Source organism: Aeromonas sp. TECH754 (genome assembly GCF_056279295.1).
Genome location: NZ_JBWBRA010000001.1, coordinates 435,458 through 452,235 on the forward strand (window position 1 = coordinate 435,458; position 16,778 = coordinate 452,235).

At 58.7% G+C, this 16,778-nt stretch carries 14 protein-coding genes and 3 tRNA genes; 9 read left to right on the forward strand and 8 right to left on the reverse strand.

Annotated features, from left to right (window positions below; genetic code table 11):
• Positions 1-3 precede the first annotated feature (3 nt).
• Positions 4-921, reverse strand: coding sequence for a L,D-transpeptidase family protein (locus ACZ9IL_RS01965; protein ID WP_476001982.1), 918 nt, complete (start codon positions 919-921; stop codon positions 4-6).
• A 394-nt stretch (positions 922-1,315) separates the two neighbouring features.
• Here ACZ9IL_RS01965 and ACZ9IL_RS01970 point away from each other — a divergent pair.
• A tRNA-Ser gene (locus ACZ9IL_RS01970) sits at positions 1,316-1,405 on the forward strand.
• Between the two features lie 169 nt (positions 1,406-1,574).
• Here ACZ9IL_RS01970 and ACZ9IL_RS01975 read toward each other — a convergent pair.
• Positions 1,575-2,417 carry a MurR/RpiR family transcriptional regulator gene (locus ACZ9IL_RS01975; protein WP_476001983.1) on the reverse strand — a complete coding sequence of 281 codons (843 nt, stop codon included), beginning with the start codon at positions 2,415-2,417 and terminating at the stop codon, positions 1,575-1,577.
• Positions 2,418-2,581: 164 nt separating this feature from the next.
• Here ACZ9IL_RS01975 and ACZ9IL_RS01980 point away from each other — a divergent pair, with 164 nt between their 5' ends.
• Positions 2,582-4,138 carry a PTS transporter subunit EIIC gene (locus tag ACZ9IL_RS01980; protein WP_476001984.1) on the forward strand — a complete coding sequence of 519 codons (1,557 nt, stop codon included), beginning with the start codon at positions 2,582-2,584 and terminating at the stop codon, positions 4,136-4,138.
• An 8-nt stretch (positions 4,139-4,146) separates the two neighbouring features.
• Positions 4,147-4,833 (forward strand): N-acetylmannosamine-6-phosphate 2-epimerase, encoded by a 687-nt coding sequence (locus ACZ9IL_RS01985; protein WP_476001985.1) that lies wholly within the window; start codon positions 4,147-4,149, stop codon positions 4,831-4,833.
• A gap of 55 nt (positions 4,834-4,888) precedes the next feature.
• On the opposite strand, the gene ACZ9IL_RS01990 is transcribed toward ACZ9IL_RS01985, so the two are convergent.
• The gene (locus ACZ9IL_RS01990) at positions 4,889-4,972 is read right to left on the reverse strand and encodes an SEC-C metal-binding domain-containing protein (protein ID WP_476005292.1); all 84 of its coding nucleotides are present in this window, start codon (positions 4,970-4,972) and stop codon (positions 4,889-4,891) included.
• A 351-nt stretch (positions 4,973-5,323) separates the two neighbouring features.
• Between ACZ9IL_RS01990 and ACZ9IL_RS01995 the strand changes: the two genes are divergently transcribed.
• From ACZ9IL_RS01995 to arsC, 3 genes are read left to right on the forward strand one after another with little or no spacing between them, the layout of a single operon-like run.
• Positions 5,324-5,680: an ArsR/SmtB family transcription factor gene (locus ACZ9IL_RS01995; protein ID WP_476001986.1), complete on the forward strand. Its 357-nt coding sequence runs from the start codon at positions 5,324-5,326 to the stop codon at positions 5,678-5,680.
• A 35-nt stretch (positions 5,681-5,715) separates the two neighbouring features.
• Positions 5,716-6,780: an ACR3 family arsenite efflux transporter gene (gene arsB / locus ACZ9IL_RS02000; protein ID WP_476001987.1), complete on the forward strand. Its 1,065-nt coding sequence runs from the start codon at positions 5,716-5,718 to the stop codon at positions 6,778-6,780.
• A gap of 35 nt (positions 6,781-6,815) precedes the next feature.
• Complete coding sequence (gene arsC / locus ACZ9IL_RS02005) at positions 6,816-7,241, forward strand: glutaredoxin-dependent arsenate reductase (RefSeq protein ID WP_476001988.1); 426 nt, start codon at positions 6,816-6,818, stop codon at positions 7,239-7,241.
• A gap of 100 nt (positions 7,242-7,341) precedes the next feature.
• Here arsC and ACZ9IL_RS02010 read toward each other — a convergent pair whose 3' ends face one another.
• From ACZ9IL_RS02010 to ACZ9IL_RS02020, 3 genes are all read right to left on the reverse strand, one after another.
• Complete coding sequence (locus tag ACZ9IL_RS02010; protein WP_476001989.1) at positions 7,342-9,450, reverse strand: GGDEF domain-containing protein; 2,109 nt, start codon at positions 9,448-9,450, stop codon at positions 7,342-7,344.
• Positions 9,447-10,529 (reverse strand): ABC transporter substrate-binding protein, encoded by a 1,083-nt coding sequence (locus tag ACZ9IL_RS02015; RefSeq protein WP_476001990.1) that lies wholly within the window; start codon positions 10,527-10,529, stop codon positions 9,447-9,449. The genes ACZ9IL_RS02010 and ACZ9IL_RS02015 overlap by 4 nt, the downstream gene beginning before the upstream one ends.
• Before the next feature lie 504 nt (positions 10,530-11,033).
• On the reverse strand, positions 11,034-14,471 hold the full coding sequence (locus ACZ9IL_RS02020) for an ATP-binding protein (protein ID WP_476001991.1): 3,438 nt from the start codon (positions 14,469-14,471) through the stop codon (positions 11,034-11,036).
• Positions 14,472-14,719: 248 nt separating this feature from the next.
• Here ACZ9IL_RS02020 and ACZ9IL_RS02025 point away from each other — a divergent pair.
• Positions 14,720-14,795, forward strand: a tRNA-Gly gene (locus ACZ9IL_RS02025).
• A gap of 56 nt (positions 14,796-14,851) precedes the next feature.
• Positions 14,852-14,925: transfer RNA gene (locus ACZ9IL_RS02030), tRNA-Cys, on the forward strand.
• A gap of 55 nt (positions 14,926-14,980) precedes the next feature.
• On the opposite strand, the gene ACZ9IL_RS02035 is transcribed toward ACZ9IL_RS02030, so the two are convergent.
• Positions 14,981-15,268: a hypothetical protein gene (locus ACZ9IL_RS02035; protein ID WP_476001992.1), complete on the reverse strand. Its 288-nt coding sequence runs from the start codon at positions 15,266-15,268 to the stop codon at positions 14,981-14,983.
• A 216-nt stretch (positions 15,269-15,484) separates the two neighbouring features.
• On the opposite strand from ACZ9IL_RS02035, the gene ACZ9IL_RS02040 reads away from it, so the two are divergent.
• Complete coding sequence (locus tag ACZ9IL_RS02040; RefSeq protein ID WP_033130475.1) at positions 15,485-15,685, forward strand: YbfA family protein; 201 nt, start codon at positions 15,485-15,487, stop codon at positions 15,683-15,685.
• A gap of 252 nt (positions 15,686-15,937) precedes the next feature.
• Here ACZ9IL_RS02040 and ACZ9IL_RS02045 read toward each other — a convergent pair whose 3' ends face one another.
• A complete protein-coding gene (locus ACZ9IL_RS02045; RefSeq protein ID WP_476001993.1) occupies positions 15,938-16,705 on the reverse strand; it encodes a DODA-type extradiol aromatic ring-opening family dioxygenase in 768 nt (255 codons plus the stop codon).
• Between the last annotated feature and the right edge of the window lie 73 nt (positions 16,706-16,778).

A 16,778-nucleotide genomic window follows, 5' to 3' on the forward strand; every position in this document is an offset into this window, starting at 1 on the left:
CGGTCAGTTGCTGACAGGCTGGGGCAGCCCGTTCTTGCTGTCGAGCGCGGCCGTGACCCGGGCGCTGTCGACCTCGGGGGCGGCGATGAATTGCTCGACCTCGGCGGACAGCACCAGGGGCGCCCCCTCGGCCAGCTCTTCCTCGGTGCGGGACAGGGGGGAGTGCACCTCCAGCCAGCGCCGGCCATCGGGTTCCAGCGCCGTCTTGACCGGTTGGTTGATCACCCGCACCTGAGTGCCGACCGGTACCAGTTTGAACAGGGTCTCGATGTCGTCGGGACGCAACCGGATGCAGCCCGCACTGACCCGCAAGCCGACCCCGAAATCCTTGTTGGTGCCGTGGATCAGGTAGTCCTTGTTGCCATAGCCAAGGCGCATGGCGAACTTGCCGAGGGGGTTGTCAGGCCCGGGGGGGACCACGGCGGGCAGGTCGATGCCTTTTTGCTCCAGCCAGGACTTGCGCACCATGGGGCCGGGGACCCAGGTCGGGTTCGGATTCTTGGCAATGACGGTGGTGGTCATCTCCGGGGTCTCGCGGCCGATGTCGCCTATGCCGATGGGCAACACCATCACTTCCTGCTTGCCCTTGGGGAAGTAGTAGAGCCGCAGTTCGGGCAGATTGATGACGATCCCTTCCCGCGGTACGTCGGGCAGCAGCATCTGGGTCGGCAGGGTCAGCCGGGTACCCGGGGTGGGCAAATAGGGGTCAACCCCCGGATTTGCCTCGAGCAGCGCCAAAAAGCCAATCTGGGTATGTTTACCCACCAGCTCCAGATGGTCGCCCTCTTGCACAATGTAATCTTCCAGCTCGCCGATGAGGCGGCTGCCGTCCGGTGGGAGGGGATAGGTGATGGACCAGACCGGCGCGGCCCAGAGGCTGGCAACCACCAGCAGCAGTGAGGCGATACGTGTATACAACATGGCTTTTCCTATCAGCAGGTCTTGAGGGAAGCGCTTCCCTCCCAAAAAAGAGCTGGGATTGTTAACCAATAGACCGGGGATTACCAGCGCGGGGCCGCGCTATCCTCAAGCCAGATTTATGTGACTCTTACACTCTTTTCAATCCGCAGGCCCCTATTTTCCCGATTCTCGCGCGCAGACTCGGAAACAGCAGAGAGGCAGGAGAGGGAGGCGGGCATCGACAACTCTCGACACGACGGCCCGGTCACCGGCGCCAGCGGGGGATCGGGTCTGGACGGGGAATACTGCTTGGGCACGCTTTCTCGAAAAATGTCGATTTCTTAGCCAGTTGTCTGATCTGCAACGATATTTACATTGATTTCCCGACTCGGGTTGGGTCAATATGAGGGCCCGTGGAGAGATGCCGGAGTGGCCGAACGGGATTGACTCGAAATCAATTGTGGCAGCAATGCCACCCAGGGTTCGAATCCCTGTCTCTCCGCCACATACCAAGCCCAACCTGTTGATTAGGTTGGGCTTTTTCATTTTGTTCTTTTTTTGGTATGCCATCCAGTATGCCATTAGGTGTTGGCTGGTATGCTATTCGGATGGATTACCCTGGACACCGACCCTGTCAGGCATCCACGGATCGTTGGTACTTCTCTCGCTAGCAATTATATCAACCAAGGCAACGTAGCCTTGGCGCTATCCGAGATAGCTCCCGCCAGCTCCGGCCTATTTTCCAATAATTGTTGGCTCAACAGCTCGATCACCAGCATGGCGCTTATCTTTGAGTGAAATGAACCCGCAGTCAGTGGACCTTCAGGCTTGGCTGCCACCAACAGTTGATCGGCCAGTGTGGCAAGCGGGCTGCGGCTGGTGTTACTGAGCACAATAACGTTGGCTCCGTGTTCTTTGCACAGATGTACCGCATGAAGCAGATCTTTGGTCGAGCCCGAACTGGAGACTGCTATCACCACATCCCCCGGTTTCAGGCTGGCTGCGTTCATCGCAGCGCGATGCATATCACTGAACTGTTGGGCTGATATACCCATACGCAGTAAACGATAAGCAAGGTACTCCCCGATAATCGCACTCGCAGCAACGCCATAGATCTGGATCTGGCGGGCCTTCTCCAATAGTTCGGCACTTTGCAAGAGTGCGTCCTGGCTTACCAGGGCGCCAGTATCTCGTAGCGCCGCCACACTCTCTTCAATCAGAGTACTGAATGCACTGGTCGCCGATGCCTGAGCTTGGCTGGCTTGTTCCTGCTGGGTTTCCAGAGCCAGGGCCATTTTGAATTCGGTATAGCCACGACAACCCACACCACGGCAGAGACGAGTCACGCTGGCTTCGCTGGTGCCACTCTCACGGGCAAGCTCGGTGATAGTCAGATAGAGCACGCGCTGGGGTTGCTCCAGCACAAATTGTCCCAACCGCTGCAGGGTTTGACTGTAAGTGTCGAGTTGATGGCGAAGCAGCAAGAGAACACGTGGCGCTTCTATGTGGTGATTCAAAAGGGACTCCTTCGGGGTAATTGGAGGATTCAAACTGCCATGATTTTAACGTGATTTTCTTTGTGAATGTGAGTGTGGTCACGACATAAAAATAATTATCATGACATTTAGCCATTAATGGTAAAAATTACCATCAATGTGATTCACTCGTGGAGATTTTTATCATGTCACTGTCAGAGAAGACGGGAAGTAGCCCGTTTTTCGAAAATGCGCAGCGTTTTGGCAAATCGTTTATGTTGCCGATAGCCGTGCTGCCTGCTGCAGGCTTATTATTGGGGATTGGTGGTTCGCTCTCCAATCCGAATACGCTGGTTGCTTACCCGTTTCTGGACGTGCCCTGGTTGCAAGGGCTGTTTATGTTGATGGCCGATGCCGGTGCCATTGTTTTTGCCAACCTGGCGGTGTTGTTTGCCGTGGGGGTCGCTGTGGGGCTGGCCCGCTCTGACAAGGGGACGGCCGGTCTCTCTGCATTGCTGGCCTATCTGGTGATGAATGCCAGTATCAACACCTTGCTCAAGCTCTCCGATACCCTGGCGAGCGGCAATCTGGGCGCGGCAGGTCAAGGGATGGCGCTCGGGATCCAGACGCTGGAGACTGGCGTATTCGGTGGCGTAGTGGTTGGGCTGATGAGCTATTTGCTGCACAGCCGCTACAACAAGGTTCAGCTGCCACAGTTTTTGGGCTTTTTTGGCGGTTCCCGTTTTGTACCTATCGTCTGTTCACTCGTCGCCATTGTGATCGGGTGTGTCATGTACGTGGTCTGGCCCCATTTCCAGAAGCTGATCTTCGGGATGGGTGGACTGGTCGATGCCACCGGTTATCTTGGCACCTTCATCTACGGCTTTGTACTTCGGATGCTAGGCCCGTTTGGTCTGCACCATATCTTCTATCTCCCGTTCTGGACGACTGCACTGGGTGGTAGCGAGCTGATCAATGGTCATCTGGTGGAAGGGACTCAGCGGATCTTCTTTGCACAGCTGGCCGACCCCAACACGGTCCAGTTCTATGAGGGAACGGCACGTTTCATGTCGGGTCGTTTCATCACCATGATGTTTGGCTTGCTGGGCGCATGTCTGGCGATTTATCACTGCGCTCGGCCCGAGAATAAGAAACGGGTGGCAGGCCTGCTCATTTCGGCGGCTTTGACTTCGTTCCTGACCGGGATAACCGAACCTATCGAGTTCTCGTTCCTGTTTATTGCACCGCCGCTCTATGTGTTGCACGCCTTCTTTGATGGCTTGGCATTTATGCTGGCGCACATGCTTAACATCACTATCGGTCAGACCTTCTCCGGTGGCTTTATCGACTTCATGCTGTTTGGCGTGTTGCAAGGTCAAGCCAAAACCAACTGGATGCTGGTTCCGTTAGTGGGTGTGCCCTGGTTCTGTCTCTACTACCTCTCATTCCGTTTCATGATCCAGCGCTTCAAGTTCAAAACACCGGGACGCGAGGATCAGCAGGAAGAGACAACGGAAGCGGTCGGTGTCGATCGTGCCAAAGCCATTGTCACTGGGCTTGGCGGCGCGACCAACATCAAGGATGTGGATTGTTGTGCGACCCGACTGCGCGTCTCAGTACATAACGGGGAGAGCGTCAGTGAAGGCCTGTTAAAGCAGACCGGTGCACTTGCGGTGATCACCAAGGGCAATGGCATTCAGGTTATCTATGGCCCGCATGTCACCATTATCAAGAACGAGATTGAGGAGTTGTTGGGAGCATGAGTTGTACAATGCTGGACCAGATCAAAGGCAAGTTAATCATTTCCTGTCAGGCACTGGAAGAGGAGCCGCTTCACAGTGATTTCATCATGGGTAAGATGGCACTGGCAGCTGCCCGTGGTGGTGCTAGTGCTATCCGGGCCAACAGCGTGGTGGATATCAAAGCAATCAAGCAGGAGGTCTCTTTGCCAGTCATTGGGATCCTCAAGCGGGACTATCCAGGCTCTGATGTCTATATCACCGCAACCATACGGGAAGTGGACGAGCTGATGGCCGCCGCGCCAGAGATGATTGCGCTTGATGCCACATTTCATCAACGCCCCGATGGGCTGACATTGGCTCAGATGGTGGGGGCAATTCGCGCACGCTATCCACAGTTAATGTTGATGGCTGACATCGCAACAGTGGAAGAGGCGCAGCATGCAGAGCAATTGGGCTTTGATTGTATTGGCACGACGCTTCATGGCTACACAGCCGAGACCCAGGGACACAAGCTCTATGACAATGATTTTGCTTTCCTGCGATCGGTGCTTGAGGCAGTCAATAAGCCTGTAATTGCGGAAGGGAACGTCAATACACCGCAAATGGCGGCCCGCTGCTTGCAGCTAGACGCTCATGCCGTCGTTGTCGGTGGCGCAATTACTCGTCCACAACAGATCACCGAGCGCTTTATCGAAGCGATGGGATTGTCGTCGTGATTTGAGCAAAAGCAAGAGAGGGCCAACGGCCCTCTCTTGCTTTCTACCTTGTTGGTCAGTGCAAGCAGCACTGTTTGTACTTCTTGCCGCTGCCACAGGGGTACGGTTTGTTGCGGTCAATCTTGATGGGCGTCACCACTGGTTGAGTGAATCACCCCGCTTCCATCACCCCATGCTCACCGTGTTGTTCTTCGCGCCGATGTATTTCGCCCTACGCAGTTCTGCGCACTTCAATAATTGCGCAACCTCCAAACCCCTAGCCTCCTCCTCAAGCCTTGCCGCGCCTAGGTCGCCCAATAATGAGCGGTCCGTTGGGTGTCGTTTTTGCGCACCTCCAGTACGCGGGGAGGTGTGCAGTTTGCGCAATCCCCTATCGGTCTCGATTCGGGGGCGTGGGCAACCTAGATGAATAAGGATTGGTGCTATGGCCTAGAATCATTTCAATTGTTCTTGTAATATCGAATCATTGTAATCATCTGAGGGCCGCACAATGAACAAAGATGCCGCTACAAAAGTATTTGAATCCCTCTCATCAGGTGTCCGGTTGGATACTTGGCGTTTGCTGGTAAAAGCGGGGCCTGATGGGATGGTGGCGGGAGAGCTGGCCAGCAGCTTGGATCTCGCAGCCAATACCCTGTCATTTCACCTCAAAGCGATGCTGCATGCCGGTTTGTTGTCGGTAACGCAAGAGGGCCGCTTCTTGCGCTATCGCGCCAACATCTCCCTGATGGTTGAGCTGATTGGCTATCTCACCGAGGAGTGTTGTGCAGGCCACCCGGAGGCCTGTGGCATTGGCTGTATCGATCCCTTATCTCAGGTTGAGCAGTCCTGCTGCTCCAAGGCATAACCCATTCACCATGAGTGTTCATCACCGGAGTTCCTATGTCTGCTGTATGTGATGCGAAGGCCGCGCCGGCCATCGGTTTTTTCGAGCGTTACCTGACCGCCTGGGTGGCGCTCTGTATCCTGGTGGGGATCGGGCTCGGCCAGGGGCTGCCGGAACTCTTCAAGGCCATCGGTGCCATGGAAGTGGCCAAGGTCAACTTGCCGGTGGGGCTGCTGATCTGGGTGATGATCATCCCCATGCTGCTCAAGATAGACTTCGGCGCCCTTCATCAGGTGAAGGGGCATATGAAGGGGATCGGGGTCACCCTCTTCATCAACTGGCTGGTCAAACCCTTCTCCATGGCCTTCCTGGGGTGGTTGTTTATCCGGGGCCTGTTTGCCGACTGGCTGCCGGCCGATCAACTCGACAGCTATGTGGCGGGCCTGATCCTGCTGGCCGCCGCCCCCTGTACTGCCATGGTGTTTGTCTGGAGCCGCCTCACCAACGGCGATCCCTACTTCACTCTCTCCCAGGTGGCGGTGAACGATCTCATCATGGTGTTTGCCTTCGCCCCGCTGGTGGCGCTGTTGCTCGGGGTTTCCAGCATAGTGGTGCCTTGGGATACCCTGCTCACCTCGGTGGTGCTCTATATCGTCATCCCGGTCATCATCGCCCAGGTGCTGCGCAACGTCCTGCTGCGCAAAGGGCAGGCAAGCTTCGATAACGCCATGGCGCGCATTCAGCCCTGGTCAGTGGCCGCCTTGCTGCTCACCCTGGTACTGCTGTTCGCCTTCCAGGGCAATGCCATCATCGAGCAGCCGCTGGTGATCGCCTTGCTGGCGGTGCCTATCCTGATCCAGGTGCTGTTCAACTCGGGGCTCGCTTATTGGTTAAACCGCAAGGTCGGGGAGAAGCATTCGGTCGCCTGTCCCTCTGCCCTGATCGGAGCCTCCAACTTCTTCGAGTTGGCGGTGGCCGCCGCCATCAGCCTGTTTGGCTTCCACTCCGGCGCGGCGCTGGCCACCGTTGTCGGGGTGCTGATCGAGGTGCCCGTCATGCTGCTGGTGGTGCGTATCGTCAACGCCAGCAAGCCCTGGTACGAAGCGGGCCTGCGTCGCTAACCCTTCCAATCAACTTGAGTCACGAGAGAACCGCAATGAGTGCAATCACCATTTATCACAATCCGGATTGCGGCACTTCCCGCAATACCCTGGCGCTGATCCGCAATGCAGGCATCGAGCCCACCGTCATCCATTATCTGGAGACCCCGCCCTCACGGAGCGAGTTGATAGCCTTGATCGAGGCCATGGGGATGCCGGTGCGCGCGCTGCTGCGCAAGAACGTGCCACCTTATGAGTCGCTGGGGCTGGCCGAGGCGCGTTTCAGCGATGATGAGTTGATCGACGCCATGCTGGCCCATCCCATCCTCATCAACCGTCCCATCGTCGTGAGTCCACTTGGCACCAAACTATGCCGTCCGTCAGAAGTGGTGCTGGATATCCTGCCGACCTCGCAACAAGGTGCCTTCACCAAGGAGGATGGTGAGCGGGTCATCGATGAAAGTGGAAAGCGCCTCAAATGACGGCAGTCACATCGAGGCGGGGTATGAAGCCAGCACGGCGTGGTGAGGGATAGATAGGTGGTGGCGTGGTATCTCCAACTGTGTCAGGGATACCACGCCACTACCGAGTGAGAGGGCCACCAGGCGAACACTGAATCGCCGCTGGCAGCGTGGCCAATACCACCCGATTGCGGCCAGCGCGCTTGGCGCAATAGAGTTGCCGATCGGCGAGCTCCAGCATGCTGGCTGCTTGCTCTAGGGTCTGGGGAATGCCGCAGGCGACGCCAACACAGATCGTCACCACAGGCGCGGCACTGTTTTGCTCATGAGGAATGGCGCTCGCCTGCACGGTACGGCGCATGTTTTCTGCCATTGCCATGGCGATCTCTCCGTCCTCTCCCGGTAGCACGACCACGAATTCTTCACCGCCATAACGTGCCACCAGATCGTTGTGACGCTGGGCGCTGCCCGCCAGCAACTGCGCGACCTGCTTGAGGCAATGGTCCCCTTGCTGATGGCCGTAGTGGTCGTTATAGCCTTTGAAGTGGTCGATATCGATCAGCATGATGGTGAGCGGCAACTGCTGACGCACGGCTCTGTTGATCTCCTCTTGCCAGACCTGGTCGAACTTTCGCCGGTTCGCTATGCCCGTCAAGGCATCGAATTCACTCAGCGCCTGCAACTTGGCATTCGCTTCCTGGAGCGCGTCCGTGCGCATCGCCACCAGGTGATCCAGCTGGCTGATGTGCTGGCTGATGGTCTTTTGCAGCAAGCTGAAGCCGTCGACGACCAGATCGATCTCGTCTTGTTGTTTGCCCCTGACCCGGCCGAGCACCAGGGGGTTGGTCAGGGTGGCGGGTGAGAACGAGGTGACAAACTGGGCGACCTTGCGCAGCGGCGTCTCGAGTTGGCGTTTCAGTGCAATCACGACTTGCCAGTAGATCATCAGCGTCAGCATCACCAGCCCCAGGATCGTGATCCCCACCGTGTAGCCTACCAGCTGGTTGAGCTTGTTGATGTCGGGGACTATGTCGAGCTGAGCGATCACCTCCTTGGTGTTGGGGGCGAAGATATCGAAGGTCTGGGTTTTCCCGCTCTCGAGCAGGGTCGCATCGCCCTGCTCGAACACATAGCCAAGATCGACCCTCAGCCTGACATAACCGACGGCATGATATTGTTTAATCTGGTTTATCTGATTGCGGATGGCCGCGGGATCTATGTCCCAGATTTCATCTTCCAGGGAGGATCGTGCCAGCATGGCAATACTGCGGATATCGCTCTCGACACCGGAGCGAACCCAGTTGAGGGCGACGCCGGTCATGACGCCGCCGATGAATACGGTGCACAGGGCCGCGGCAATCAGGATGCGGCGGGAGACCTTGCTGGAGATGGCGCGGTACTGCGCCGATATCGGCGTTGGCGGCAGCTCCTGCTCTTGATGCTCATCATGCTCGGCAAAAGCGGGGGATTGCGGCTGTTTTTCGTTGCCTGTCACCCTGCGCGAGCGAGCCTCTTGCCAGCTCAACCACAGATGCCGCCATGCCCAGGCTGTTGCGACCCCCAGCAACAGGGTCAGAAACAGGTTGATGCGTGATTCGAGGCGCGCCTGCTGCTGAGTGTTGCGAGCCCGCACATTGACCGATTCCCCGAAGTCACTGATGAGTTGTATCGAGTGGTATTTCATCAGGTTGTAGGTGGTGCTGGTGAGCATATCCAGCGCATTCTCACGGCCGGTGGTGTTGTTGGCGCGCTCGCTGAGGGACATGGCGGCCATCTCCAGCCGGGTCATCTGGTCAAATTCAGTGCGCATTTTTTTCAGCTCGAGCAGCTCGGACGGGGTCAATCCGCTCTCGCGCAACGCCTCAAAGATGGGCCGCGCCTCGCTATGGGGGCAGCGCTGTGTCTCGCCAATGAGCAGTGTCCAGTACAGCTCGCCATAACAGCTGACCGGTGGTTTCAGGCCATTGCGTATCGGCAGAATGTCCTGATAGATCTGCTTGAGCCGGGCATCGTGGGTCAAGACATAGGTGCGGGCGGCCCGTGCCAGGTCGTCCGAATACTGGCGCAATTCGCCCACGAGCGTGTAGGCATGCTGGCGTGCCGTCACGGCGTCGTCATAGCGTTGCTCAATCGTGAACAGGCGGGCCAGGGCGCCGCCAAACAAAACGAGGCTGAGGGCGGCCAGCAGGGCCCAGCCTTGAGTTCGGCCAAGAGTGAAACGGGATCTCATGGATGGACCTCCTCGTGGAGCACTTGGCCAAAGTCGAAGTTGTATTGCGTCAGGGAGGGATTCAATACCTTGCTGTGGCGGCGAAAATCGATGCTGTCGTAATGCCCGTCGCCGAATCGGCTCAGAAACAGCTGTGCCTGCCTAGGAGTGAACAGCGAGAACATGGGCAACTTCACCTCCAGCCCGTCGCTGTTGGCAAAGTCCTGACCATGCTGAACGTCATAGAGCATTACCAGCGCCCAGGCGCCGAGGAGGAAATGGCCTCCGGACAAGGCGGCAAGGGAGCCATCGCGCAAGGCATACATGCCCCTCTTCGAGGCATTGATCCCGCTGAACAACCGGTCGCTGCCGGGCGAGCCACCCAGCTGGCGCCAGCTCTGCATCGCCCCGAATGCCATCAGGTCATTCCCACTCCAGACGAGGCTTGCCTGCGGGTGGCGCCTGAACAGCCACTGGCTCATCTCTTGCGCTTTCTCTTCGTTGAATGCGGCAAAGACTTCTTGATCAAGCACGACGCCGTTGGATTCGGTGACGGCCCGGCGCATGCCTTGACTGCGCTGCTGTGACGATGGTGTGGCGTGATCGCCGCTGAGCGCCAGCAGGTGCAGCTTGCCATCTTGCGACTGCAACTTCATCGCTCTACCCCGGGCAATGAGCGCCATCGCGGTCTGGTAGCCCGCGGGCTCAGGGTCCGGTTCCAGGGTGCCCAGCCAGTGAGGATATTTGCCGCGGGGTTGGCCCGCGAGTGCGCGCTCGGAGGAGGTGCTGATCCCGCTGAACACCAGCAGTGTTTTCAACTGCGCCTTGTCGAGGATCTGCAACGCCATGGGGGCCACCCCGCCCTCGTTGCCGAGCAACACGTAGTCGGGCCGCTGGTGTTTGTCTCGCGCGGCGATGGCCTGCACCACATCGATGGCCTTGTAGGACTGACGTTCGAGGTAGATGATTTCCAGTTCGATATCCAGGCTGCGCGCGGCGGCTTCCATCGCATCGCTCACGGCATGCCAGTACTCTTCGTCATGCTTGCCAGGGTTGATGAAACTGACGGTAAAGCCATGACTGGGGGCACTCAATAACATCCAGATCAGCCATAACCAGCATCCATGCCGTGATCGATACGTCGACATCCTTCATCCTTGTCTACAGCGTTAAGGAGAGTATGAAAAGCCTCAGGAGTACCCATACAAGTTATTGAGTTAAAACATAAATTCCATTATTTGGCGAGAGTACGTGTTTGCTGGAGGTTTTTCTAGTGATCAACACATCAATAATGATTTTTAACCCGCTGTCGCCCTGTCTCTTGAACCGCGGCTCTGTCTGCTACCCCTCATCAGGCCACCCGATGTTCAAGGATGACTCTTTTGTTGCGTAAATGTAAATAATGACTTGGGGGTAAAGGGAGAAACGCAGTTTGCTCGGCGTGCCGAGGTTGGCGTTGGCGGGTGCTCAGGAACGATGTGGTCGGAATGCCAGGGATAGTGACGTCGAGATAGGTGGTCGGGGTGGGGGACCGGGCCGTGAATGGGCAACAGGCACCCCGGCCCGTGCCCATCGCCGGTTTCAGTTCACGCTCGCCAACGCCATCAGCCCTTGCGATTGGCGAGCTGGCGCAGCAGCTGGGTGCTCTGGTGCAGGCTTTGCTGCTGCGCCTCGCTCAGGGGGCATTGCTTGAGGACGTACTCGGCGCTGGCGACCACCGTCTTCCAGCGCGGCGCCTTGGGCAGGGTGTCCAGGCTCAGGTATTTGTCGAGGGTGCGGGTCTGGGGGCTGGATCTGTCCATGTAGACGCGCCACAGCTTGCTCTTCTCCGCCAGCACTATCTTGCCCTTGCCGGTGCTCTGCTGCCAGGCATCCAGGGTGAGGTGCATGGTGTCCACCAGGGCCCGGCGCAGGGGTTCGTCATCCTGCTGGCGGATCAGGTTGTCGGCCAGGGAACGGAACTCGCCCCCGAGCCGGCTGAGCTCACCCAGCAGCTGGCCATCCTCGATGATGGCCTGACGAGACAGGCTCTTGAGGGCGTTCTCCAGCGCCATCACCCGGTTGTCATCCTGGCGGGACTCGGTACTGAGGGTGAGGGCGAAGGCGCTCTGGCCCCCGAGGCTGATGGGCAGGGCCCGGGCATTGAGTGCATCCCGCTGACCCGCCATCAGGAATGCCAGGTCCTGCTCGGGGTTGGTCGCCATGTCGGGCCACTGGCTGGCCAGCGGTGCCGCCAGCCACTCGTCCAGCGGCAGCCCCTCCATGGCTTCCGGCTCTTGTCCCAGCAATCGCGCCAGCACCCGGGAGGCAAACAGCACAGTGCCCTGCTGATCGATGAAGACCATGGGATCGGCCCCTTCCCCGAGCAGGGTCAGCAACCGCTCCTGATCCTGATGCAGCTGTCCCTGCAGGCGCAGGCGATGCTCTATCTCCTGCTTGAGCAGCCGGTTCTCCACCAGGGAGGCGCGGCCGGCGCTCGCTTCCAGCAGCGCCTTGACCCGGGCGAACAGCTCCTCCTTGCAGAACGGCTTGACCAGATAGTCGTTGGCCCCCGCATTGAAACCTTCCTCTATGTCCTTTGGCTGGTTGAGGGCGGTGAGCAGCAGCACCGGCAGTTGATCCTTGGGGTGTTGCTCGCGCAGGCGGCGGCAGACATCGAAGCCGGACAGGGTCGGCATCATCACGTCCAGCAGGATGAGGTCGACCGGTTCCTGGGCCAGTTTGGCGAGGGCGTCGTGGCCATCACTGCTCGGCAGTATGCGGTAGCCACAGGGTTGCAGCAGGTGGCGCAGTATGTGCAGATTGATGGGCTCGTCGTCCACCACCAGGATCAGGGGCGCATCGGTCGGCGGTATGGGCAGATCGTCACTCTCCCAATCCGGCAGGATCAACGGCTGCTGGCGCACCAGTTGATGCTCGATCTGACGGCTGTCCAGGGTCAGTTCGCCCGCCTTGCCACTGGCCAGCGGCAGGGTGAAGGCGAAGGTGGATCCGACACCGAGTTCGCTCTCCACGTAGAGCTCGCCCCCCATCAGGTGTACCAGTTGGCGGGTGATGGAGAGGCCGAGACCGGCTCCCTGCTTGCTCACCTCCGGGCTCATCTGCACCAGCGGTTCGAAGATGTGTTCAAGGTGCTCCTTGGCGATGCCGATGCCGGTGTCGGTCACCCTGATGCGCAGGAACTGCCCCTCCACCTGGGCACTCAGCACCACCTTGCCCTGGGGGGTGTATTTGATGGCGTTGCCGACCAGGTTGTAGAGCACCTGTTCGAGTCGCTGCTCATCGGCCAGTACCGGTGGCAGCTCGAGCGGGCTGATGTCCACCAGGCTGAGGGGCTTGGCCTGCACCAGGTGCTGGCAGAGATCCAGCACCAGCCGGATGACCCCCTTGGAGGCGACGGGTTGGGGATGGATCTCCAGCTGGCCGTAGCGCATCTGGTGATAGTCGAGCAGATCGTCCACCAGCCGCGCCAGGCCGTCGGCGCTCTTGATGATGAGGCCGAGCTGCTTCTGCTGGCCCTCGGTCAAGTCCTGCTGGCTGGCGAGCATGGACTCCGCCATCCCCTTGATGCCGTGAATGGGGGTGCGCAGCTCGTGGGAGGTGTTGGCGAGCAGCTCATCCTTGAGTTTGTCCGCCTGCTGCAGGCTGAGGTTCTGCTTGTGGGTCAGCTTGACCTGCTGTTGCAGCTCCTGGGTCTGGCGCTCGATGAGCTCGATCTTGTCTTTCACCGAGCGCTGCATGTGGCGAAACGCCTGGGCCAGCCGATCGATGTCGTCGTCGGTACGGGGAATGGTGATGGGGTGATCCAGGGCGCCGTCGGCCACCTGCTCGGCGGCGGCGGTGAGGGATCGCAGCGGCGCCGTGATGGAGTGGGAGAGCCAGCGGGAGAACAGGATCAGCAGCAGCAGCGAGCCGGCGCCCAGCAGGATCACCAGGGTCTCCAGCTGGCGGATGGGGGCATAGGCCTCGCTGGTGGAGATCTCGGCGATGAAGGCCCACTCGGTATCGAATACCTTGACCTGGGTATAGGCGGCCAGCACCTCGTCGTCGTGGTAGGAGAGGAAGGGGCCCACCCCCTGCTCGCCGGACAGAGCCTTGAGGACCAGCGGCGTCTGCAGCGGCCGGAAGTTCGGGCTGAAGCTGTTCTCCACGCTGAACTCGGGGGCGAGCCAGGCGTCGGCCCGCATCCGCTTGTCCGGGCCGATGAGAATGGTCTCGCCGGTCTCGCCGAGCCCCTCCCGCTCCGCCATGATCTGGTTGAGCTTGTCCGGCAGCAGCTCGAAGATCACCACCCCGCGCACGTCGTCATATTGCATGACGGGGGCGGCCAGGTAGGCGACCACCTGACCGGTCAGCTCGTTGCGGCCAAAGTCGGTGAACTCGAAGATCTGCCGCGGCTTCTGCCCCCCGTCGAGGCGGCGTTTGACCTTGGCGAAGGTGTTGCCAAGCCCGCTCGCCTGATAGGGGCCCGAGAGCAGATTGGTGGCGAAGTTGGGGTGCTTGGTGACCGAATAGACCACATCACCGTTGAGATCCACCAGGAAGATGTCGCTGTAGTTGGTCTTGCGCACTATGTCGGCATAACCGCGGTGGAAGCGCTGGTGGACCCGGCCATACATCTCGTCCGCCAGGATCAGGGCGCTGATGGAGGGCTCGATGACCAGTTTGCTGTCGGGTTGCTGCAACTTGTCCCAGGAGCCCGGCACATAGCGGGCCTGGGCACGGGCACGGGCGCCCTGTGGCGTGGTGCCCAGCTTCTCGAAGGCGCCGGTGAAGCCGTAGAAGCGGCCTATGCTGTCGCCGGCGAAGTCTTGTTGGGAGAAGTTGGTGATCTGCTCTTTGAGGTTGCCGAAGTAATCCTCCAGCTGGCTCTTCTTGATGTTGCGCACCGACACCAGATGATTGGAAGTCTGGGTGGTGAGGTCCTTGCCGTGGCTGTAGAGGAAAAACAGGGTGACGACCAGGAAGGGCACCAGGCCTAACATAAAAAACGCCAGCATCAGCTGCGGTCTGAGCCCACGCGGCCTGAAGATCCATTTCATCTTGTGATTTTCAATTGAGAATCCAGTTACCAAACGCGAGGAGTTTCTGACTAAAGACTAACTATTTCAATGACTTTATCTCGAATTCGTCTGGCGGGTCACAAGGATTGGAGGGATTTTTGAGCAAGGCGTTTAAAGCCTGAGCAAACGACCGGGAAAAGTGCTGAAAGTCATAAAAAAGGGTTGTGCCCGTGCTCGGGGTACGTATAATGCGCCTCGTTGTCAGGTAACTGGCAGCCGGCAATAAAGCGGGAATAGCTCAGTTGGTAGAGCACGACCTTGCCAAGGTCGGGGTCGCGAGTTCGAGTCTCGTTTCCCGCTCCAATATCTCATGACACCAAGCATGAGCATCACTCTCAAGACATCAGTCTTGTCAGCATGGCGCGTTAGCAAAGCGGTTATGCAGCGGATTGCAAATCCGTTTAGTCCGGTTCGACTCCGGAACGTGCCTCCATCTTCTTGTATTTCCCAGCATTCATCCCCAGCGTCTATATCGACATGCCCTGTGCTCACTGTTGCTCCGCCAACTGCTCGCAGCCCTGCAGGCGCCACTCCTTGTGCAGATAGCGATCCATGTCGGCCAGCGCCTGACCTCGAAACTGATACTGCATCTCTGCCGACTGCTCGGCCAGGGCCGCCATCTTCTGCTTCAGCTGACCACACTGCCACAGGCTGACGGTGGGGGCGCCGCGATAGGCGAGATCTATGCTGTCATTTTGATTGAGTTGCCACTCCTGCCATTGTGACCAGACAAGCAGACCCAGCACACTCAGGATCGCCATTTCCGCCAGTTTCATTCTCTCATCCCCTTGCCGACCTCTGCCTATTCATTAACTCTGGCCCAGCCTCCGTCTTTTTTCATGATTGTTGTTTTTTGGTTAATTAATGTAACCCGATTTCATTTCATGGTCTTTTGGTGGGATTTTTACCAAAAAATGGCTCAGGTGGTGTAGTAATCCTACAATTTGTGGCGTAATATTCGCTCAGTGGTCTTACCAGTGAGGTGCTAAATCATGTTCCATCCCTTCTCCCTGACTCAGATAATCCTGCGCCGCATCTTCGTGTTGCTGGTGGGTTTGCTCGCCTTCCCGGTGATGCTGTTTCGCCGAGATCGCGCCCGTTTCTACAGCTACCTGCACCGTATCTGGAACAAGACCAGCACCAAGCCGGTGTGGCTCAAGATGAGCGAAAGGGGTGAGCGGATCTTCTACTGATCCCCCCTGCTCAGATAAAAAAAGACAGCCTCGGCTGTCTTTTTTTATCTCTACAACATCATGAAATAGCGGCAGCGACGCTTCAATGCTCGCTCCTTGAGTCACCCTTTTCCCAATCTATATGCCGGTGCAGCCGTTCAGTTGAATGGCCGGATCAAGGTACTTTCTTCTTTTATTTCAATGCTCTGCCACATAAAAATGGCGGGAGTGTCCCGCCATGTGTTGCTTGTCGAACGGTCCCGCTCCCAGGACTCAGCCAAAGCGGTAGGAGCCCATGTAGAGGCTGCCGTAGTCCCAGCTGTCGTGCAGCTTCTGTGGCTTGTCGGCCCCTGCGGCCCCCAGCGCCACGAACAGCGGGCGCAGGTGATCGTCGTGGGGGTGGGAATCCACCGCCCCCGGTGCCCGGGCCCGGTAATCCTCCAGCGCAGGGCGATCCCCGGCGGCCATGGTCTGCTCAATCCAGCGGGTAAAATCGCTCGCCCAGCCGGGGACGGGGGAGCCGTCCGGTCCGAGTGCGCGCAGGTTGTGGGTGATGGCGCCGGAGGCGAGGATGCCGATCCCCTGTTCACGCAGGGCTTGCAGTGCTTCCCCCAGTTGCCACAGCTGGCTCGGATCGAAGCTGGCGGGGATGGAGATCTGCACCAGCGGGATCTCGCTGGCTGGATCCATCAGGGAGAGCGGTGACCAGACCCCGTGATCCAGCTCGCGTTTGACCGGTGTGGCGGCCAAACCGGCCAACAGCAGCTGATCGCTCACCGCCTCCTGCAACCAGGCCGGGCTGTTGGCGGGCCAGCGGATGCCGTAGAGCGGATCCGGGAAGCCGTAGAAGTCATACATCAGCGCCGGCTTGGGCTCGACGTTGAGTTGCAGTTCGCTGCGGCTGAACCAGTGGGCCGAGACAACCACCAGTCCCTTGATGTTGCCAAGGCGCAGCTTCGTCAGAAACTGCGTGGCCGGCTGGTCGCGCAGGACCAGATCCGGGGCGCCGTGGGAGATGAACCAGACGGGGGCGATAGCCATCACAAGACTCCTTATCGCTGTCGGTGCGCGAGGGCGGCCGAGCGGGTGAAACAGGGTCAGGGCGAGAGGCCAC